Below are 18,020 nucleotides of genomic sequence, written 5' to 3' on the forward strand. Positions count from 1 at the left end.
CCAATTTTTTAACAAACAAAAGCCGAAATCATATATCTGATTTTTGTTGTGGGGGGGTGTTTTTTTTTTAAAACAGCCCCCCCCCCCCCCGGCCCCGGGGCCCGCGGGCCGGGGGGCGCGGGCGCCCGCGGCCATCTTCCGCATCTCCATCATGCCCCGCAGGAGCCCGCCGAACCGCTGCTCGAGCTGGTACACCTTGGGGAACGAGCTCCGAAGGCTCATCACCTCGGGGTCGCCCGCGTAGATCCCTGCGGCCATCGGGTCGATCAGCCGGTCGAGGGCCTCCTCGCCGAGGCGCCGCCGCACGAAGGCCGCGACGCTCTCGTCCTCTTCGGGATCGCCCTGGGGCAAGAGGAACTCCGCCGCGAGCCGGAGTTTCCCCCGGATGCTCAAGACATCCGAGGCGAGAAAGCTCATCGGATCTTCGGGAAGCTGCCGGAGCCGGCCCCCCGCGAACACAAACCGCTTGCGGGCCTCGTCCCGGGACCGGAGGAGCCGTTCCCCCAGCCCGACGGCCCGGGACACCGCGAGCGTGCTCGGCTTGTTGTCGAGAAACCCGTTGGGGCCGGCCTCGCACAGGTATCCCCCGACCCGCTCGGAGCGGATCTTGCCCCCGGGCACGGGCTCCCGCTCGCACACCGTCACGTCGGCGTTCACCCCCGCCTCGCGGGCGGCCCGCATAACGGCCCAGGCCGCGGAGAGCCCCGAGAGCCCCCCTCCGATCACGATCACTCGTTTCATGGTTGTGTCCGCTGGAACGTCGGAACCCAAAGGCTTTCGCGGTTCCTTCTGGACTGCATCCCTTGCACCGCCGTAGCGGGCTCTTTCCGGCTTCGCGGCCCGGACACGCGGCTGCGAGAAAACCGCAACCGACCTCCGGAAACGGCCTCGCGGCCGCGAGGCCGTTTCCGCCGGCCATACCCCTCCACCCGCGGAATGCCGACGATACGGGCACAGCGCGGGCGGGTCAAGCGCCGGAGAGGTGCCGCGCGATCTCGGCGGCCAGACCTGCGTTCGCCACCAGTAGGGCTCGGTTCGCGGCCAGGGTGGCCCCCTCGGTCGCCTCGGCGAGGCCGGAAAGGAGGTGGGGCGTCACCTCCCCTCCCCCTTCGCCTCCCCCCGCGTCGGCAAGCACCCCTTCCACCACCTCCCGGGGCATGGCGTGTCCGGCGGGGGGAGGGTTCACCACCAACACCGCGGTGGAAAGCCCCAGCCCGTCGCGGCATTGGACCACGCGGGCCACCTCCCCGGGCCCCTCGGCCCGGTAGCGAACCGGGAACCCGGCATCGGCACATACGAAAGCGGGAAACCGATCGGTGCGGTACCCCACCACCGGGACCCCGGCCGTCTCCAGGGCCTCCCGGGTGGCGGCGAGGTCCAGCACCACCTTCGCCCCGGAGCACACCACGCACAAGGGGAACCGGGCGAGAGCCGGGAGGTCCCCGGACACGTCCGGCAACCGGTTCCACCCCCGGTGGACCCCCCCGATGCCCCCGGTGGCGAACACCCGGATCCCCGCCCGGTGGGCCGCCCACAGGGTGGCCGCCACCGTGGTTCCGGCCGAAGCCCCCCGGGCGGCGAGCGCCGGGAGGTCCGCCAGCCCCGCCTTTTCGGCCGGCCCCTCGGCCAGGCGCCGGATCTCCTCCGGGGCGAGTCCCACCCGGACCCGGCCCTCCACCACCCCCACCGGCGCCGGCGCGGCCCCGGCCGCCCGAACCGCGGCGCCCATCTCCTCGTACGCCTCCAGGTTCACCGGCCGCGGGAGCCCATGGGTCACCACGGCCGTCTCCAGGGCCACGACCGGGCGGCCCGAGGCCAGCGAATCCCTCACCCAAGGTGCGATCTCGATCACCTGCTCCCTCCCTGCCCGGGTGTGCCGGGTTATTGCTCCAGCGGCTAAATAGGCACGGCCCGGGGCATGGGGCCTTCTGGTGCGCCGGGCGTGGCTCCTACGGTCGCCCCTTTCCATGCCGTTGTCGGCTCGGCAGGCCGGGGCGACGGTGGCGGACGTTCCGGATCTTCCCAAGCGATCCCGGCGTGGTGAGGGCGCGGCGAGGTAAGGGGCCGCACCCGGCTCTCCACCAGTCCCCCACCCGCGGGTTTCCGTAGCAACCCCGGCAATCTGACGATACTTCCGTTGGTCTTAGTAAAGGGTGCGCCCTCTCCTGCCGAAAAGGGGTCTCACCGTCGGGGTGTGGGCCCCGCCCCCCGATCCTCCAGCCGGGGGCGCCCCGACACTCGTTTCGACCCACGCCCCGGCGGCCAAACCCGCGGTTGAAGCCGCGGTTCCCGGGTGCTAGGCTTCGCCCGGCGATTCTCTCGAACCCGAAGGAGGTTTTGGATGCGCGGCACGAGAGGGACGAGTTTTGTACTGCTGGTGGCCCTGTGCCTCTTCGTGGTCGGGCTGGACTCCACGTCGGCCGCGGCGTTCAAGAGGGTCCATACGGGTGAACCCGCCCCCGCCTTCACCCTGAACGACCTCGACGGCAACCCCGTGAACCTCGAGGACTACCGGGACGGCCCCCTCACCATCCTCGCGTTCTGGGCCCTGTGGAGCCCCCGGTCGATCCCGCTCCTTCAAGACCTCCAGAAACTCAAAGAGGAGTTTGGGGACAAGGGGTTGCGGGTCCTCACCGTCAACGCCGAGGGGCAAAACGCCCCCTCGGACCTGGAGGCCCGGATCCGGGCCGCGTTCCAGGAAAACGGGCTCGATCTGCCGGTGCTCCTCGACCGCGACCTGGAACAGTACAACGCCTGGGGGGTGATCGCCACTCCGGCCACCGCGTTCCTCGGGAAGGACCTCCAGGTGATCTACGAGTTCTCGGGCCACCCCACGAGTGCCTATCAGGACATGCGCGATCAGGTCATGAAGGCCCTCGGGCTCGAGGAGCAGGTCGCCGCTGCGGCCAAGCCCAAGCGAAAACGCTACGAGGCCGCCAAACCGGTAATGCTCCAGTACGGCCTGGCGAAGACGCTGTTCAAGCGTGGCCAACTTTCGAAGGCCAAGCGCAAGCTCAAGAAAGTGCTCGCCCAGGACCCCAACTTCCCCGACGCCCAGGCCCTCCAGGGCGCCATTTTGCTGGCCCTGTCCCGCCAGGGCAAAGCCGACAAGGCCTCGGCGAAGGAGGCGTTCGCGAAGGCCGTGGAACTCGACGAGACCGTTCCCCTCGGGCTCGCCGGGCTGGCCCACTTCGCCCTGGAGGAGGGCGACGTGCCCAAGGCCCTCGAGCTGGCCAAGAAGGCTGTCTCCTACACCGAGGACGAGGACCTCCCCCGGCTTCCCCCCCTGGACGAGAGCCAGGGTGCGAGCGCCGCCGAGAAACCGGCGGCCGAATCGCCCGCCCAACCGAAGGAAGAGGCGGCGGCGACCGCGCCCCAAGGGGTGGAAGGTAGCCCGACCGATGCGACCTCGGGCGAGGCCGAAGCCGAACCGGAGAAGCCGACGGGGGTTTCCGAATCGCATCCGGAAGGCGAACCGGAAGGGCAGGTCGGGGGTTCCGAACCCCAGCCTGCCGAGGGAGGACCGGAGCAGGCGGCGGCGCCCCACGATCCAACCTCTCCCCTGGCCTACCTGAGCCGGGCCGAGGCCCAGTTGGCCGCCGGCCAGGCGGAGGCGGCGACCCAGACCCTGGCCCGGGTCGTGGACGCCCTGATCGGGATCCCGGAGGGGCCGGCCATGAAGGGCAAAGCCCTCGAGATGCTCAAGAAACTGCGCTCCGGCGAGTAATCCGCCCACGGTTGCGCCCTCCAAGCAACTTCGGCTAGGCGGCTGGGCTGCTCGGCAGCTAGGCGGCTAAGAACATTCGGGATTCCGGCGTCATCGCGTCGGCCAACCCGTGGGAGCGACTGCCGGTTCAGGGGCCAGAATTCAGAGACCAGAGGTCAGAGCCCCCCCTGTCCTCTGTCGTCTGTCTTCTGGCACCCGGCACGGTCTCCGGTCCCGTGGTCCAAACGGCGGCGGCCCACCGTGTGGCCGAGGGGGAAGTTATTACTCCGGCGGCTAAGACACGGTCGGGGGCATGGGGCCTGCTGGAGCGCCGGGCGTGGCTCCTACAGTCGCTGCATCCGGCACTCAGACAACGACTGGGACTCTTCCGGCCAAGCGGACTGACGAAACGCCCAGAGTTTCTGAGTCGTTCCGTCCATCCGGCTGAGTGCCGGATGCAGCGTAAGCCGGATGCCGCACTCACGCACTGCCGGAAGCAGGCCCCATGCCCTCGCGATCTCCTTGCGCGCCTGTATTGACGCCGGGTTTGTTTTTGCGAACAGGCCGCCCCGCGGCCTGCGGCAGCTTCCGACGGGCCGGCCCAGCCGGCCCGTTTTCGTTGGGTTGCGCGCCGGCCCGAAGATGGCAATCTTTCGGGAGGCGAGCCGAACGAACCTCCCAGGACCTCCCCATGCCCGACGGCCCATCCCACGAAAACCCCGCCCTGTGGGGCGCCGATCCCACGGCCGGGATCGTCGCCGTGGAGTTCGACGGCGGAAACCGGGTCACCGTGTTCCGCCGAAACGGGGGCGAACTCCTCCGGGAGACGGACACCTGGCCGCCGTTCCTGTACATCGAGTCCCCGGAACTCCTCGGGGCGTGGGCGGCCCCGGTGGAGGTCCTCGGCCTCGACGGCCCCTGGGACTACCGGGCCCTCGCCCTGTTCCCTTCCTGGGACGACCTCTCCCGCGCCGTCACCCGCCTGGGGAAGATCACAGGAAAGTCGCCCCGGAGCCTCGACGGGCCGTTCTACTGGATCGCCGACCCGGTACAGCAGTACCTGATGTGGAGCGGCCGCACGTTTTACAAGGGGCTTCGGTTCGACGATCTCCTGCGTCTCCAGATCGACATCGAGACCACGGTGACCCCCGGGTTCGAGTTCCCGAACCCTGAGCGCGAGGCCGACCGGATCACCTTGGTCAGCCTGGCCGACTCCACGGGATGGGAGGCGAGCCTGCGCTCCGACCGCTTGGACGAGGCGGAGATGATCGCCGAACTCAACCGCCTCGTGGCGGAGCGCGACCCCGACGTGATCGAGGGACACAACCTCTTCAACTTCGACCTGCCCTACCTGGAAGCCCGGGCGAGGCGGCACGGTCTCCGGCTCACCTGGGGCCGCGACGGTTCGGCGGTACGGTCCCGGTCGAGCCAGTTCTCGGCAGCGGAGCGGATCGTGGCCTACACCCGGTACGACGTGTACGGCCGGCAGGTGATCGACACCCTCTTTCTCGTGCAGCTTTACGACGTGACGACCCGCGAACTCCCGGACTTCGGACTCAAATCGGTGGCCCGCCACCTCGGCCTCGCCTCCGACGAACGGACCTACGTGGCCGGGGGGGAACTTGCGGGGCTGGCGGACGCCGACATGGAAACCCTGGTGCACTACGGCCTCGACGACGTGCGGGAAACCCGAGAGATCGCCCGGGTGCTCGGCCAAAGCCATTTCCATCAGGCCCAGATGTTCCCCTTTTCCCACCAGAACACGGTGGTCCGGGGCACGGCGACCCGAATCGACGCCCTCCTGCTTCGCGAATACCTACGGCAACGCCACGCCGCTCCCAAACCCCCGCCGAAGCGCTCGTTCGCCGGAGGGTACACCGACGTGTTCGTGACCGGCGTCGTCGGGCCCGTGGTCCAGTGCGACGTCCGGAGCCTCTACCCCTCGATCCTGCTCGTCTTCGGCATCCGGCCGTCCAAGGACGACCTCGACGTGTTCCTGGATCTCCTTCGGGATCTCACCCGGCGGCGCCTGGAGGCAAAGGACCGGGCCCGCGCGGCCCCGCCGCAGGAGCGCAGCTTCTTCGACGCCCTCCAGTCGACCTTCAAGGTCCTGATCAACTCGTTTTACGGATACCTGGGATTCCCCCAGGGCCACTTCGCCGACTTCGACGCGGCCGAGCGGGTCGCGGCCGAGGGCCGGCGGCTGATCCGGTTGGTGCTCGAGGAACTGCGCCGCCGGGGGGCCCAACCCGTGGAGGTGGACACCGACGGGGTCTATTTTGTTCCGCCGCCGGAAGCCCTGGACCGGGAGGAGGAGTTCGTGCGGGACCTCGGCTCGGCCCTTCCAGAGGGCATCGAGCTCGAGTTCGCCGGCCGGTACCGCGCCATGTTCTCCTACAGGCCCAAAAACTATGTACTCCTCACCGAGGACGGGGAGCTCCAGATCCGGGGCTCGGGGCTTCGCTCGAGGGGGATCGAGAAGTTCCAACGGGTGTTTCTGGAGGAGATGTTCCGGGCGCTCCTCGAAGGCCGGGCCGACGAGATCCCGAAAATTAAGGAGCGGTTCCTGGAGGACCTGCGGGCCCACCGGTGGACCCCGGAGTGGTTCGCCAAGACCGAGACGCTCCGCGACAGCCTGGAGGTGTACCGGAAAAAACGGGAGCGAAACGCCCGCAACGCCTCGGCCGCCTACGAGCTGGCCCTGGCCTCGGGCCGCCCCTACCGTCCCGGGGACCAGGTGACCTACTACGTGACGGGCGATTCCCCCAAGGTGCGCGTGTTCGAGGCGGCCCGGCTCGCCTCGGAATGGGACCCGGCCCATCCCGACGAGAACACCGCTTACTACGCCGCGAAACTCGAGGCCCTGTACCGCAAGTTTCGTCCGTTCTGGGATCGGGACGACGGCCCCAAAGGCCGGCAGCCGGGACTCTTCGACGAGGGATAGGCGGTGGGATCGGCCCGCGCCTGGATCGGCACCTCGGGGTGGGCATATCCGCACTGGCGCGAAACGTTCTACCCCGCCGGCGTGCCCCAGCACGAATGGCTCGCCTTCTACGCCCGCCGGTTTCAAACCGTGGAGGTGAACCGCACGTTTTACGGCCTCCCCAAGCCCCAGCATGTGGCGGGGTGGGCCCGGGCCGTCCCCGAGGGCTTCCGGTTCGCGGTCAAGGGAAGCCGCCTCCTCACCCACACGGCACGGTTGCGGGACCCCGCAGGCCGCCTGGGCCGCCTTCTGGAGGCCCTCGCCCCGCTCGGCGCCAAGCGGGGGCCCCTTCTCCTCCAGTTTCCGCCCGGATGGGCGCCCTCTCCGGAGCGCCTGCGCGAAACGGCGCGGGCCTGCCCCCGGGGGCTCGCCGTGGCGGTCGAACTGCGGGGAACCGAGGCACCCGGGGAGGTGCGGGAAACCCTGAGGGAGCTGGGTTGGACCCTCGTGGTGCACGACCACGCCGCAGGGGGCAGCGCCCGGGAGGTTACGGGGCCCTTCGCGTACTTACGGTTTCACGGACCCGGGGGAGGGTACCGAGGAGAGTACGGGGTGGAGGGGCTTCGGCCCTGGGCCCGGTGGATCAAAACGGTCCTCGGTCAAGGCCTGGAGGTCTACGCCTACTTCAACAACGACGCGGGCGGGGCCGCGCCTCGGGACGCGGCCCGCCTGATCGGGTTACTGGACGGGGGAACCGCCCCCGGGTGAACGGCGGCGTGGCCCCGGCTCAGGCGACCCGCCGGGCTGGGGGAAGCACCCACCACCGGCCCCGGTCCACCCGGACCACGCACCCGTGGCTCTCCAGCCGGTACCACTCCGACACGGCGGGAATTTCCGCCTCGTTCACGAGCTCTCCCCGGCCGCTGCGGGCCACCCGGTCGAGCACCTCCTGGAACCGCACGATCCGATCGTTCCGATCCATGGTCGCTCCTCCTCGCGCTTGCGATTATACCCACAAGCACCAGCACGAACCGTGCCACATCAGGTCGAGCGGCGCCCGTGCCAAGAGCCAGAGGATCGACGACAGAGAACAGGGGTCCCCTGACAGCTGCCCTCTGAATTCTGATCCCTGATACCGAGGCCGCCCCCGCAGGGTGGGGCGAACTGAGAGGCTGGAATCACAGAGGGTTTTGCTTCCTAGCGTCCCAGCCTCCCAGCGTCCTAGCGGAAAGGACTTGGAACTCCTTCGGCAGGGGGAACCGCCACCCGCGGGGGCGGCGATCCGGTGACCGTTCGCCCAAGGCATGGGGTCAAATCACCCAGGGGGTGTGTTATTCCACCAAGAACCGGTCGACGATCTCCCGGATGCTCTGCCGGGCCCATCCCTCGTCCCGGGTCTCCTTGAGATTCTCGTTGTGGCACCACACGCAGGTTTCCACCGTGGTCATCTCCCGGGGGTACTTGACCGGCTTCAGGTGGAAGTCCGGGGTGTGGTATCCGCACTCCTCGCCTTCCACCGATCCGGGTTCGTGGCATTCGGTGCAGGCGGGTTTGGGCTGGCTGAAATCGAATTTGTGGTCGTGGATCGAGTAGGTGGGCCCCTTGGCCATCTCGGGCACGTGGCAGTCCGTGCATTCCACCTTCTCGGGCCGGTGGCCCGAATGGGCCACGAACTTCTCGTACCGGAATTTGTGGCAGGTGCCGCAGTACTCGCTGCGGGTCATGTAGCGTTCGGCCTTGTGGCTGATGCCCCGGTCGAACCCGCACACCTCACAGGCCCGGTTGGTGGAGTAGAACTTGGACTGGAAGAAGTACCACATGCGCTTTCGTTCCCGGAAATCCATGGTGCCCCAGTACCAGGATTTGCTCTTGGGCTTGGGCATGAAGAACTCGGTGTAGTAGTCGTTGAGGTCCTCGCCGGGCTTGTACCCCACCGGAAACGGGTAGGTCTCCGTGGCCTTGTCCATGCCGTCGGTGTGACAGGCCATACACACCATCATGGCCCGGTCCCGGTCCAGGTTGGCGGGATTCACGATCTCCGAGAGCCGCCCGCCGGTCTCCACGTGTTTCTGGCCCGGTCCGTGGCAGGCCTCGCATCCCACCCCGGGCTCGAAAAAGGTCTGGGTCTCCGGATCGAACCCCACCGTGTGGCACCCGTCGCAGTACACGTTGTAGGGCTGCTCCCGCCAGTTCCAGATGGAGTAGGGCTCCCACCGCCGCTCGGCGATGTTCCAGTACTTGGGAAGCACATAGAGCACGCCATCGATCCGGGTGAGGTATTTCTGGATCCAGTGGCTGCCCACCGTGTAGGCGATGTCCTCGGGGCCAAAGGGGATCCCCTCGTGGAAATCGGTGGCCAGCACGGCGAAGGGGTCCCGCTCGGCGTCCACGAGCATGCGCGCGTGGGGCGTGAGACGCCACTGGGCGTACACGTCCGGGTGGCACGCCGCGCAGGCGTCGCTCCCGGCGTACCCCGGGAGTCCCCCGTGTTCGGCCCGGGCCACCCCGGCCACCCCGATCGTCCAGATCCCCAACGCCCACGCGATCAGCGCCCGCTTTCGCACCGCACGACCTCCCTCAACCGACGAGAACCATTCCAGAGCGGAACCGCAGGATACCCAACTCCCCCGGCCGGGACCAGCGTATCCCCCTGATCGGCACGGGACCCCGGTCCCTCAAGGGCGGAAAAAACATCTTGACACCCACCGGGCACATTATTAGCATGGCAACCATCACCCACTCGGAGGACCCCATGAGCGCGTTCAACCCGCGGGAAAGCGTCGGATTCCAGTGCTCGCTGACGTTCCGGGCCTTCACCGCCGCCCTGGAGCGGCGGTTGCGGGGGTCGGGGGTCAGCCGGGCCCAGTTCATGGCGCTGGCCCACCTGGTGGGCCTGGGCCCGATGCCCCAGGCGGAACTCGCGGCCCACCTCGGCATCACCCCGGCCTCGGCCGTGCGACTGATCGACCGGATGGAGCGGGACGGGTGGGTGGAACGCCGACCCGACCAGGCCGACCGCCGGGTGAACCTGGTCGCCCCCACGAAGAAGGCCCTGGCCGTGTGGGACCAACTTTCCGAGCATGCCCGGGGCCTCCTACGGGACGCGTACCGGGGCATCCCCGGCGACGAGATCCGCCGCACCATCGAGACCCTGGAGCGGATCCGGGCAAATCTCCGGGGACCGTGACGTGCGCCCTTTTTTGTCGCCCAAATCGTTAGCTAGCCAACCGCGAACACGTTAACAAATGGAGGGCCCCATGCGACGCATCCTTCTTCTCGCCCTGGTCCTGGTTCCCCTGGCCGTCGGGGGCGCGATCGTCGTCAAGAACAAGCGCGCCCGGGTGGCGTCCGCCCCCGCCCCCACCCTGCGGCCCACGCCGGTGCGGGTGGCCGCGGCAACGGAGGGCAACCTCGAAGAGCGCCGGTCGTTTCTGGCCCGGGTGGAACCCTGGCAACGCGCCGAACTCTCGTCACAGGTGACGGCCACGGTGACCGACGTTTCGGTGCGGGAGGGGGAGTCGGTGCGGAACGGCCAGGTGCTCGCGGTGCTCGACGACGCGGAGATCCGGAGCGCGTTGGCTGCGGTGGATGCCCAGATCGCCCAGGCCGAGGCCCAGGTCGAGGCCCAGGCCGCCACGGTGGCCTCCCTCGAAAAGACCGCGGCCTACTGGGAACGGGAAGCCCAACGGGACGCCACGCTGGCCCGTGAGGGCGCGATCGCCCAGGCCGCAGCCGACGCCACCGCCGACCGCCGCAACGAGGCCCTGGGCCGCCTCGAGGCGGGCCGGAAAGCCCTCGCGGCGGCCCGCGAGCAGGTGAGGTCCCTCCGACACCGCCGGGCCGAGGTGGCCGCCCGGCTCGCCTACACCCGCATCCGCAGCCCCTTCTCCGGCGTCGTGTCCCACCGACTCGCCGACCCCGGGGACCTCGCCGTCCCGGGCAAACCCCTCCTGGCCGTGGAAGACACCTCGCGGTGGAGGGTCGTTTTCGACGTACCCCAAACCGACCTGGGGAAGATCCGGAAGGGCACCCCGGTGCGCCTGGCGGATCTCGGCCTCGACCTGCGGGTCGACCGGGAATATCCGTCCCTGAATCCCGACCGGACCCGGACGATGGAGGCCTACGCCCCGGCTGACGCCCCCCTGGCCTCCGGCACCTTTCACCCCTTAGACGCGGTGCTCCGCCGGGTCGAGGGGGCCGTGCTCGTGCCCGAGACAGCCCTAGTGCCCACCCCCGACGGGGGGACGGCCGTGTTCACGGTGGTCGACGGCAGGACCCGGCCCCGGCCCGTGCGAAGCCTCCTCGTCCGGCAGGGGCTTGCCGCCGTGGAGGGGTTGGAACCCGGCACCGAGGTGGTGGTGAGCACCTACCTCGGCTGGAACCGGCTGGCCGCCGGGGAATCCGTGGAGGTGGTCCGATGAATCTCACCCGCTTTGCCCTTCGCAACCCCTACACGGTGCTCGCGCTGTCCCTGGTGGTGGTGGCCCTGGGCGCGTTCGCGTTCGTGCGCACCCCCACCGACCTCTTCCCCGACACGGTGCCCCCCCAGGTGGTGGTGGTCACGGTGGAGCCGGGTGCCTCCGCCGACGACGTGGCCGACAAGATCACCCAGATCCTAGAAAAGGAACTCAACACCCTCTCCGGCCTCAAGCGCATCGTGTCCACCTCCCGGGACGAGGTTTCGTCCATCAACGCCGAGTTCGTGTACGAAAAACCCGTGGGCGAGGCCGTGGTGGACGTCCAGAACGCCGTGGCCCGGGTCCGGGGGGAGCTGCCCCCCGACGCCCTGGAACCCCGCATCTACCGCATCACCGACGCCAACCGCCCGATCCTCACGCTGGCCGTGCGGCCCAAGCCGGGAAGCCTGAAAACCTTGGGGGACGTGCGGCTCCTGGCCGAGAACGACATCAAGGACTTCTTCCTCGGCGTGCCCGGCGTGGCCGACGTGGACGTGTTCGGGGGGCACCAGCCGGAGGTGGTCGTGGCCGTCGACCGGGACGCCCTGTCGGCCCGGGGTCTCTCCCTGGGCCAGGTGTTGGCCCGGTTGTCCCGACAAAACGTCTCCAGCCCCGCCGGGGTGATCTACGGGGACAAGGGGGAATATCTGGTGCGGGTGTCGGGCGAGTTCCCCGACACCCGCGCCCTGGAGGACCTGCCCATCGCCTCCACCCCCGACGGCCGCCAGGTGCGCCTGGCCGACGTGGCCCGGGTCTCCCTCGCCGAGGCCGACCCCCGCAGCTTCTACCACGGCAACGGCGAACCGGCCATCGCGCTCAACCTCCTGCGGGCCGACGGGGGCAACACGGTGGAGGCCATTCGCAACGCCAAGGCGGCCCTCCCGGAACTCGAGCGGCGTTACCCCGATCTCACCGTTTCCATCACCGACGACCAGCAGCCGATCATCGACATCAACGTGCACGGCATGCGCGCCTCGCTGTGGCAGGCCGTAGCCCTCACCGTCGGTGTGATTTTCCTCTTCCTTTCCGATTTGCGGGCCGCCGCCGTGGTGAGCGTCTCGATTCCCCTGTCGTTCCTGACCTCGCTGGTGGTCCTGTGGTTCAGCCCCCACACGCTCAACATGGTGACCCTGTCGGGGCTGATCATCGCCGTGGGGATGGTGGTCGACGCCTCGATCGTCGTGTTGGAGAACGTGTACCGGCACTACGCCGCCATGGATGTGCCGGATGCGCGCCGGGCGGCGATCGAGGGCACCGAGGAGGTCGCCCTGGCCATCACCGCCGGGATGCTCACCACCGTCGTGGTGCTCGTGCCCGTGTTGTTCACCAAGGGGTTCACCGGCCGCATCATGGGCCCCCTGAACCTCATGATCATCTCGACCCTGGTCGCCTCCCTGCTCATCTCGCTCACCGTGGTCCCGATCGTGGCCTCCCGGTTGCTCGCCGGGTCCCAAACGCGGAAGAACTGGCTCGAGCGCTTGGTCTCCCCGGTGGGCTGGGGCGTGGACCACCTGACCCGCCTCTACGTCGGCCTCGTGCGCCTGGGACTCCGACACCGTTGGCTGTTTCTGGCCGCCATGGTGGCCTTCCTGGCGGTCACCCGGGCCCAGATCAAACCGCTCCTGGGGGCCGAGGAGATGCCCCCCATGGACACCGGGATCGCCATCGTGGAGTTCGACACCGACGCCTCGGCCCGCCCCCGGGAGGTGGAGGCCACCCTGGCGCGGGTCGAGCGGATGATCCGCCAAACCCCCGGGGTGGAGAAGATCTCCTCCGTGGTGGGTTCGGAGCCCGGCGCGGTGAGCTTCGGGGGCGGGGGCGCCACCACCCAGACGGCCCGGCTCACGGTGACCCTGGTGGATCGCACCCGGCGCTCGGACACGATCTGGGAGATCGAGGATCGGTGGAGGGAGGCGCTCCGGACCGTCCCGGGCGTGCGCACGTTCCGGGTGTCGGAGTACGGGGCCACCCCCGTTTCCACCACCAAGGCCCCCTTCGACCTGATCCTGTCTGGTCCGGATCCCCGGGTGCTCGACACCCTGGCGGATGAGGTGATCGCGCGGCTGCGGGGCACCCCGGGCATGGTGGATCTGCGCCGGAGCTGGTACCTCGACAAACCCCAGACCGATGTCCGGGTGGACCCGGCCCTCGCGAGGCTCTACGGCACCTCCCCCGAGGAGGTGGCCCAGACCCTTCGGGCGGCGGTCCAGGGGATCCCCGCCACCCGGCTTCGCCTGTCCGGGTACCTGGACATCCCGATCCGCGTTCGGTACCGGGCCGACCAGATGGCGGACCCGTCCGATCTGGCCGAGGCCGTGATCCCCACCGTGAAGGGTCTCGTGCCCCTGCGGTCGTTGGCGTCCACCCAAACCAGCCGGATCCAGCCGTTCATCACCCGTGAGAACCTCGTGCCCACCGTCGACATCACGGCGGGCAACCGGGAACTCACCATCGCCCAGGTCACGGCGGCGGCCAAGAAGCGGCTCTCGGGCCTCGCCCTGCCGGCGGGGTACACCCTCACCGTGGCGGGCACCGTGCGCGACATGGCCGAAAGCCAGGGGGAGATGGGCCGGGCCCTGGTGGTGGGGATCGTGCTGCTCTACATCCTCCTTCTGGCCATGTTCCGGTCGTTCGGTCATCCGATCACGATCATGACCTCGATCCCCTTGGCCGTGGCCGGCGCCATGTGGGGGCTGCTGCTGTTCGACAAGCCGTTTTGCAAACCCGCCTTCATGGGCATCATCCTGCTCGGCGGCACCATCGTGAACAACGCCATCCTCCTTTTGGATTTCGTGCTCGAGGCCCGGAAGAAGGGGACCCCCAAGGACGAGGCGATCGTGGAGGCCGTGCGGCTTCGGCTACGGCCAATCCTGATGACCGCGGGATCCACCATCGTGGGGTTCACCCCGCTGATCTTCGAGATGGCCGTGGGGCTCGAGCGGATGAGCCCCCTGGGCATCGCCGCCGGGGCCGGGCTTTTGGTGGGGACCGTGGTCACCACCGTGGCCGTGCCCGTGATCTACTCGGTCCTCGACTCCCTGGCCACGGGCGTGCGGCGGGTGTTCGTGGGCCGGCGGGCGGGCGCGGTGGCCGCGGCGATCGGGGCCTGCCTCGTCGTGGCCGGCGCCGCCCGGGCCGAAGACCCCGGCCCCTTCACCCTGGACGCGGCCGTGGCCTACGCCCTGGCCCACAACCCGGACCTCGCCGCGGCCCGGGCCCGGGTGGACCACGAGGACGCGGCCGTGGAGGAGTCGGCCGCCGCGACCCGGCTCCGGGCCGACCTCGTGGGCGGCCTCACGTGGACCCAGGAGGAACACGCCCTGATTCCCGGGGCGGCGGGGGACGTCCAGCGGTCGGATCGCTGGGCGGCCCAGGCCGGGGTGCTGGCCCGGGCGCTCGTTTGGGATTTCGGGGAGACGGCGGCCCGGGTGCGGGCCGCCCTCGGCCGGAAGGAGGCCGAGGAAAGCCTGGAGGCCCGTCGGCGCCAGGAGGTGATCTTTCGCGCCTCCCAGGCCTTTCTGGGCGTCCTGGCCACCGAGGACCTCCTGGAGGCCTCCCGGGCGACCCGGCGGAGCCTGACCGCCCTGGCCGAAACCACCGAGGCGCTGGTGGCCCGGGGCAGGGCGGCCCGGATCGACGCGCTCAAGGTGAAGGTGCGCCTCGCCCAGGTGGAGAGCCGGATCGCGGCCCTCGAGGCCCAGCGAAAGAGCCTGCGGGCCTCCCTGGCCGAGGCCATGGGATGGACCGGGCCGGGCCTGCCCGCCGTGGCCTACGCCGACCCGCGGCCCGTGGCCCCAGACGCGCCGGTCCCAGCGGAGCCCGATCCCGGCCGGCCGGATCTCCGGGCCGCCGACGCGGGCGTCCGGGCCGCCGAGGCCGCCGCCCTAGCGGCGCGCCGTTCCCTCTATCCCCGGGTGGAACTGGAGGCCTCGTACGCCCTCTATGCCGCCCCCGATCCCGAGGCCCAGACGCCGAACGGGCAGGACGACCCTTGGGAGGACGACGCCGTCGTGGGGCTTCGGGTCACGTTCCCGTGGCTCGACGGGGGGGTCAGGCAGAGCCGGATCCGGCAGGCCCGGGCGCGGGCCGTGGAGACCCGGGCCGCACGCGACCGGCTGCGCCTTGCGGCCCGGCGGGAACTCATCCAGGCCCTCGCGTCGCTCGAAAGCGCCCGTGCCCGGGAAGCCGCGACCCGCTCGGCGGTCGAGGAGGCCAAGGAGGCCCTGCGGGTGGAACGGCTCAAGTACGACGCCGGCAAGGGAGTGATCAACGACGTGCTCGACGCCGAAGCGGCCCTCCTGGAGGCCGAGGCCCTCCTGCGCCAGGCCCGGCGGGAAGCCGAGATCGCCCGACTGGCAGTGTTCCTGGCGGCCGGACGCCTGGGGGAGCCCGACGTGGCCGGCCCGTGACCCAGCGCCTCCTCCCCCGGCGGGGAACCCCTTGCCCGGGGCGGGGAAACGCGGTACAAGGCGGGCGCGGTTGTGGCTTTTTTCTCTTTCGAGGGAGGTGCCCCATGCGCCCCTTGGCGTGGCTCGTGTTCGCCGCGACCCTGACCGTCCCCGTTTGCCATCTTGCCAACGCCCAAGAGATGCAAGGGGTCCCGGCCGCCGGCCTTCTCGACAACGAGGAGTGTGGCGGACAGGGAGAGGCGCCCTGCCCCCAGGAGGCGGCGGCGCGGCCCCTCCTCGGGCCCGGCGATCGGGCGGAACCGTTCGTGCTCGCGGATCCAGCGGGCGAACCCGTGACGTTCCGGCCCGGGGAGGGCGGACCGGTGCTTCTGGTGTTCTGGTCGATGTTCTGCCCCCCCTGCCAGGAGGAGATGCCGTACTTCGCAGATCTTGACGGAAAGAAGGGACTCCGGGTGATCACGGTGAACCTGGACGGCCAGCGGATGGCCCGGGCCGTGGAAAACTACGCCCGCCTCAACCGGATCGGGGCCCCCATCGCCCTGGACGAAAAGGTCCAGGGCACCTTTGTCACGGCCGCGGCCTACGGGGTCACCGGCACCCCCGCCGTGTTCCTGGTGGACGCCTCGGGCACCGTGCGCTGGAGCCACCAGGGCAAGGTGGCGCCCGAGGAACTCGAGGCCGAGATCGGAAAGCTAGCGGCCCAATAAATTCCGCGGGACGGCGTAGGAAAGCCGCCCCGTCTTCCCGCGCGCCCCGCCGCCCCCCATACTCCCTGCCGCGGAGGAAAGGACCGGGGAGTGTCCTCCCACCCCTAAAGTTCCCGCCCGGTCGGGCCGATCCGAGGAGGCCTGGGGGCCGTTCACCGTAGGCCCCCGTTTCGTTGTCCCCCATCCCCTCGGAGGCGCCGCCCATGTCGCTCAAGGCCAAACTCTCGCTCGTGATCTCGGTGCTCGTCATCGTGCCCATGCTCGGGGGCGGGTTCACCGCCTATTGGATCGCCAAGCACCACGCCCTCACCCAGATGCGGGCCGAGGTGGACAACCTGGCCCGGACGGCCGTGGGGCTTTGCGAGAGCTACCACCGTATGACCGGCGCCACCGAACCGAGCCCAGAACTCCGGCAGGCCATCCTCTCGATCCGGGTGGGGAAGACCGGGTATCCGTTCGCCCTGCGCTCCGACGGCACAACCGTTCTCCACCCCAAGCTCGAGGGGAAGAACCTGAAGGGCGTCAAGGACGCCAAGGGCAAGCCCTTCATGGACGAGATGCTCGAAATGAAGGACGGCTGGGTCGAGTACTGGTGGCAGAATCCGGGCGAGCCCGCGCCCCGCAAGAAGATCAGCCGGGTCCTTTACTTCGAGCCCTGGGACTGGGTGTTCGGTGTGGGCAGCTACGAGGAGGAGTTTCTCGACGGCCCGAAGGCGATCCTCAACGCCACCGTGGCCGCCTCGGTCGTCGCCATCGCGGTGGCGGTCGGCGTGGGGTTCCTGTTCGCCCGGGGCGTCGGCCAGGCGGCCAGGCAACTGAGCCGGGCCTTCGGGCAACTGGCCGAGGGGGACCTCACCGCCGACATCTCGGTGCGCAGATCGGACGAACTCGGCCGAATGGCCGGCGCGTACCGCGAGATGCGCCGGGGCCTCAGCGAGCTGATCCGGCGGGTGTCGGATTCGGCCGGCACGGTGGCGAGCGCGGCCCAACAGATCTCGGCCTCGAGCCAGCAGGTGGCGGCCGGGGCCGACGAGCAGAGCCGGAAGGCCACCGAGGTGGCCACCGCGATCGAGGAGGTCTCGGCCACGGTGCTCGAGGTGAGCAAGAACGCCCAGGAGGTGGCCCAGAACGCCCAGGAGATGTCGGACGTGGCGCGCCAGGGCGAGGGGGTCCTCCTCGACAGCCTGGAGCGCATGGACGGCATCGCCCGGATGGTGGAGGGGTTGGCCGCCCGCATCGAGGAACTGGGGCAGAAGACCGAGAGCATCGGCCAGGTGATCCGCACGATCGACGAGATCGCCGACCAGACGAACCTGCTGGCGCTCAACGCGGCCATCGAGGCGGCCCGGGCCGGGGAGCACGGCCGGGGATTTGCCGTGGTGGCCGACGAGGTCCGCAAACTCGCCGAAAAGACCACCAAGGCCACCAAGGAGGTGGAGGCCACGATCCGGTCGATCCAGGAGGAGAGCCGCCAGGCCGTGGAGGCCACCTCGGAGGGCCGGGTCCAGGCGGCCGAGGCCCACGAGGTGTTCGACCGCGCCGGCAAGGCGTTTCGGGACATCCTGGCCCGGGTCGAGGACGTGAGCCGCATGGTGGGACAGATCGCGGTGGCGGCCGAGCAGCAGTCGGCCGCGATCGAGCAGATGTCCACAAACGTGGAGGGCATCGCCACGGTGAGCCGGGAGGTGGCCGGCCAGACCGGGGAACTCGCCCGCTCTTCCCAGTCCCTCGCGGGCGAGGCCCACCGCCTGCAGGAGGCCGTCGGCCGGTTCCGGCTCGGCTAGGGGTCCGTCCCCCAAATAACCATACAAATTGCGG

Annotated in this window: 12 protein-coding genes; 8 read left to right on the plus strand and 4 right to left on the minus strand. The window is 69.8% G+C overall.

Going from position 1 to position 18,020, the window contains the following annotated elements:
* Both hemG and ACYQ8L_RS06550 read right to left on the minus strand, forming a co-directional pair.
* Positions 1-741, minus strand: a 741-nt coding sequence (hemG, locus tag ACYQ8L_RS06545; protein WP_459940979.1) for a protoporphyrinogen oxidase, incomplete at its 3' end; no start/stop codon positions are given.
* A gap of 226 nt (positions 742-967) precedes the next feature.
* Positions 968-1,852, minus strand: a complete 885-nt coding sequence (locus ACYQ8L_RS06550; RefSeq protein WP_459940980.1) for a pseudouridine-5'-phosphate glycosidase — start codon at positions 1,850-1,852, stop codon at positions 968-970.
* A 489-nt stretch (positions 1,853-2,341) separates the two neighbouring features.
* Here ACYQ8L_RS06550 and ACYQ8L_RS06555 point away from each other — a divergent pair, with 489 nt between their 5' ends.
* The 3 genes from ACYQ8L_RS06555 (at position 2,342) to ACYQ8L_RS06565 (ending at position 7,397) form a co-directional block, all read left to right on the plus strand.
* Positions 2,342-3,727 carry a redoxin domain-containing protein gene (locus ACYQ8L_RS06555; RefSeq protein ID WP_459940981.1) on the plus strand — a complete coding sequence of 462 codons (1,386 nt, stop codon included), beginning with the start codon at positions 2,342-2,344 and terminating at the stop codon, positions 3,725-3,727.
* Between the two features lie 670 nt (positions 3,728-4,397).
* Complete coding sequence (locus ACYQ8L_RS06560) at positions 4,398-6,650, plus strand: DNA polymerase domain-containing protein (protein WP_459940982.1); 2,253 nt, start codon at positions 4,398-4,400, stop codon at positions 6,648-6,650.
* 3 nt (positions 6,651-6,653) lie between these two features.
* Entirely contained in the window at positions 6,654-7,397 is a 744-nt protein-coding gene (locus tag ACYQ8L_RS06565) for a DUF72 domain-containing protein (RefSeq protein ID WP_459940983.1), read from the plus strand.
* A gap of 19 nt (positions 7,398-7,416) precedes the next feature.
* Here the strand turns inward: ACYQ8L_RS06565 and ACYQ8L_RS06570 are convergent, their stop codons facing one another.
* Entirely contained in the window at positions 7,417-7,611 is a 195-nt protein-coding gene (locus ACYQ8L_RS06570) for a hypothetical protein (protein ID WP_459940984.1), read from the minus strand.
* Positions 7,612-7,960: 349 nt separating this feature from the next.
* A complete protein-coding gene (locus ACYQ8L_RS06575) occupies positions 7,961-9,193 on the minus strand; it encodes a multiheme c-type cytochrome (protein ID WP_459940985.1) in 1,233 nt (410 codons plus the stop codon).
* Between the two features lie 188 nt (positions 9,194-9,381).
* On the opposite strand from ACYQ8L_RS06575, the gene ACYQ8L_RS06580 reads away from it, so the two are divergent.
* The 5 genes from ACYQ8L_RS06580 to ACYQ8L_RS06600 all read left to right on the plus strand — a co-directional run bounded on the left by ACYQ8L_RS06580 (position 9,382) and on the right by ACYQ8L_RS06600 (position 17,986).
* On the plus strand, positions 9,382-9,816 hold the full coding sequence (locus tag ACYQ8L_RS06580; protein ID WP_459940986.1) for a MarR family winged helix-turn-helix transcriptional regulator: 435 nt from the start codon (positions 9,382-9,384) through the stop codon (positions 9,814-9,816).
* 70 nt (positions 9,817-9,886) lie between these two features.
* The gene (locus tag ACYQ8L_RS06585) at positions 9,887-11,050 is read left to right on the plus strand and encodes an efflux RND transporter periplasmic adaptor subunit (RefSeq protein ID WP_459940987.1); all 1,164 of its coding nucleotides are present in this window, start codon (positions 9,887-9,889) and stop codon (positions 11,048-11,050) included.
* Positions 11,047-15,495 carry an efflux RND transporter permease subunit gene (locus ACYQ8L_RS06590; RefSeq protein WP_459940988.1) on the plus strand — a complete coding sequence of 1,483 codons (4,449 nt, stop codon included), beginning with the start codon at positions 11,047-11,049 and terminating at the stop codon, positions 15,493-15,495. Before ACYQ8L_RS06585 ends, ACYQ8L_RS06590 begins: the two co-directional genes overlap by 4 nt.
* A 104-nt stretch (positions 15,496-15,599) precedes the next feature.
* Complete coding sequence (locus tag ACYQ8L_RS06595; RefSeq protein ID WP_459940989.1) at positions 15,600-16,202, plus strand: TlpA family protein disulfide reductase; 603 nt, start codon at positions 15,600-15,602, stop codon at positions 16,200-16,202.
* A 203-nt stretch (positions 16,203-16,405) separates the two neighbouring features.
* Positions 16,406-17,986, plus strand: coding sequence for a methyl-accepting chemotaxis protein (locus ACYQ8L_RS06600; RefSeq protein ID WP_459940990.1), 1,581 nt, complete (start codon positions 16,406-16,408; stop codon positions 17,984-17,986).
* Positions 17,987-18,020: the final 34 nt, after the last annotated feature.

It is taken from the genome of Deferrisoma palaeochoriense (genome assembly GCF_054656955.1).

Bases quoted from the DNA above. Each gene is read 5' to 3' on its own strand.
- ACYQ8L_RS06555 (WP_459940981.1), top strand. From the start codon at position 2,342: ATGCGCGGCACGAGAGGGACGAGTTTTGTACTGCTGGTGGCCCTGTGC.
- ACYQ8L_RS06560 (WP_459940982.1), top strand. From the start codon at position 4,398: ATGCCCGACGGCCCATCCCACGAAAACCCCGCCCTGTGGGGCGCCGAT.
- ACYQ8L_RS06570 (WP_459940984.1), bottom strand. From the start codon at position 7,611: ATGGATCGGAACGATCGGATCGTGCGGTTCCAGGAGGTGCTCGACCGG.
- ACYQ8L_RS06580 (WP_459940986.1), top strand. From the start codon at position 9,382: ATGAGCGCGTTCAACCCGCGGGAAAGCGTCGGATTCCAGTGCTCGCTG.
- ACYQ8L_RS06585 (WP_459940987.1), top strand. From the start codon at position 9,887: ATGCGACGCATCCTTCTTCTCGCCCTGGTCCTGGTTCCCCTGGCCGTC.
- ACYQ8L_RS06590 (WP_459940988.1), top strand. From the start codon at position 11,047: ATGAATCTCACCCGCTTTGCCCTTCGCAACCCCTACACGGTGCTCGCG.
- ACYQ8L_RS06595 (WP_459940989.1), top strand. From the start codon at position 15,600: ATGCGCCCCTTGGCGTGGCTCGTGTTCGCCGCGACCCTGACCGTCCCC.
- ACYQ8L_RS06600 (WP_459940990.1), top strand. From the start codon at position 16,406: ATGTCGCTCAAGGCCAAACTCTCGCTCGTGATCTCGGTGCTCGTCATC.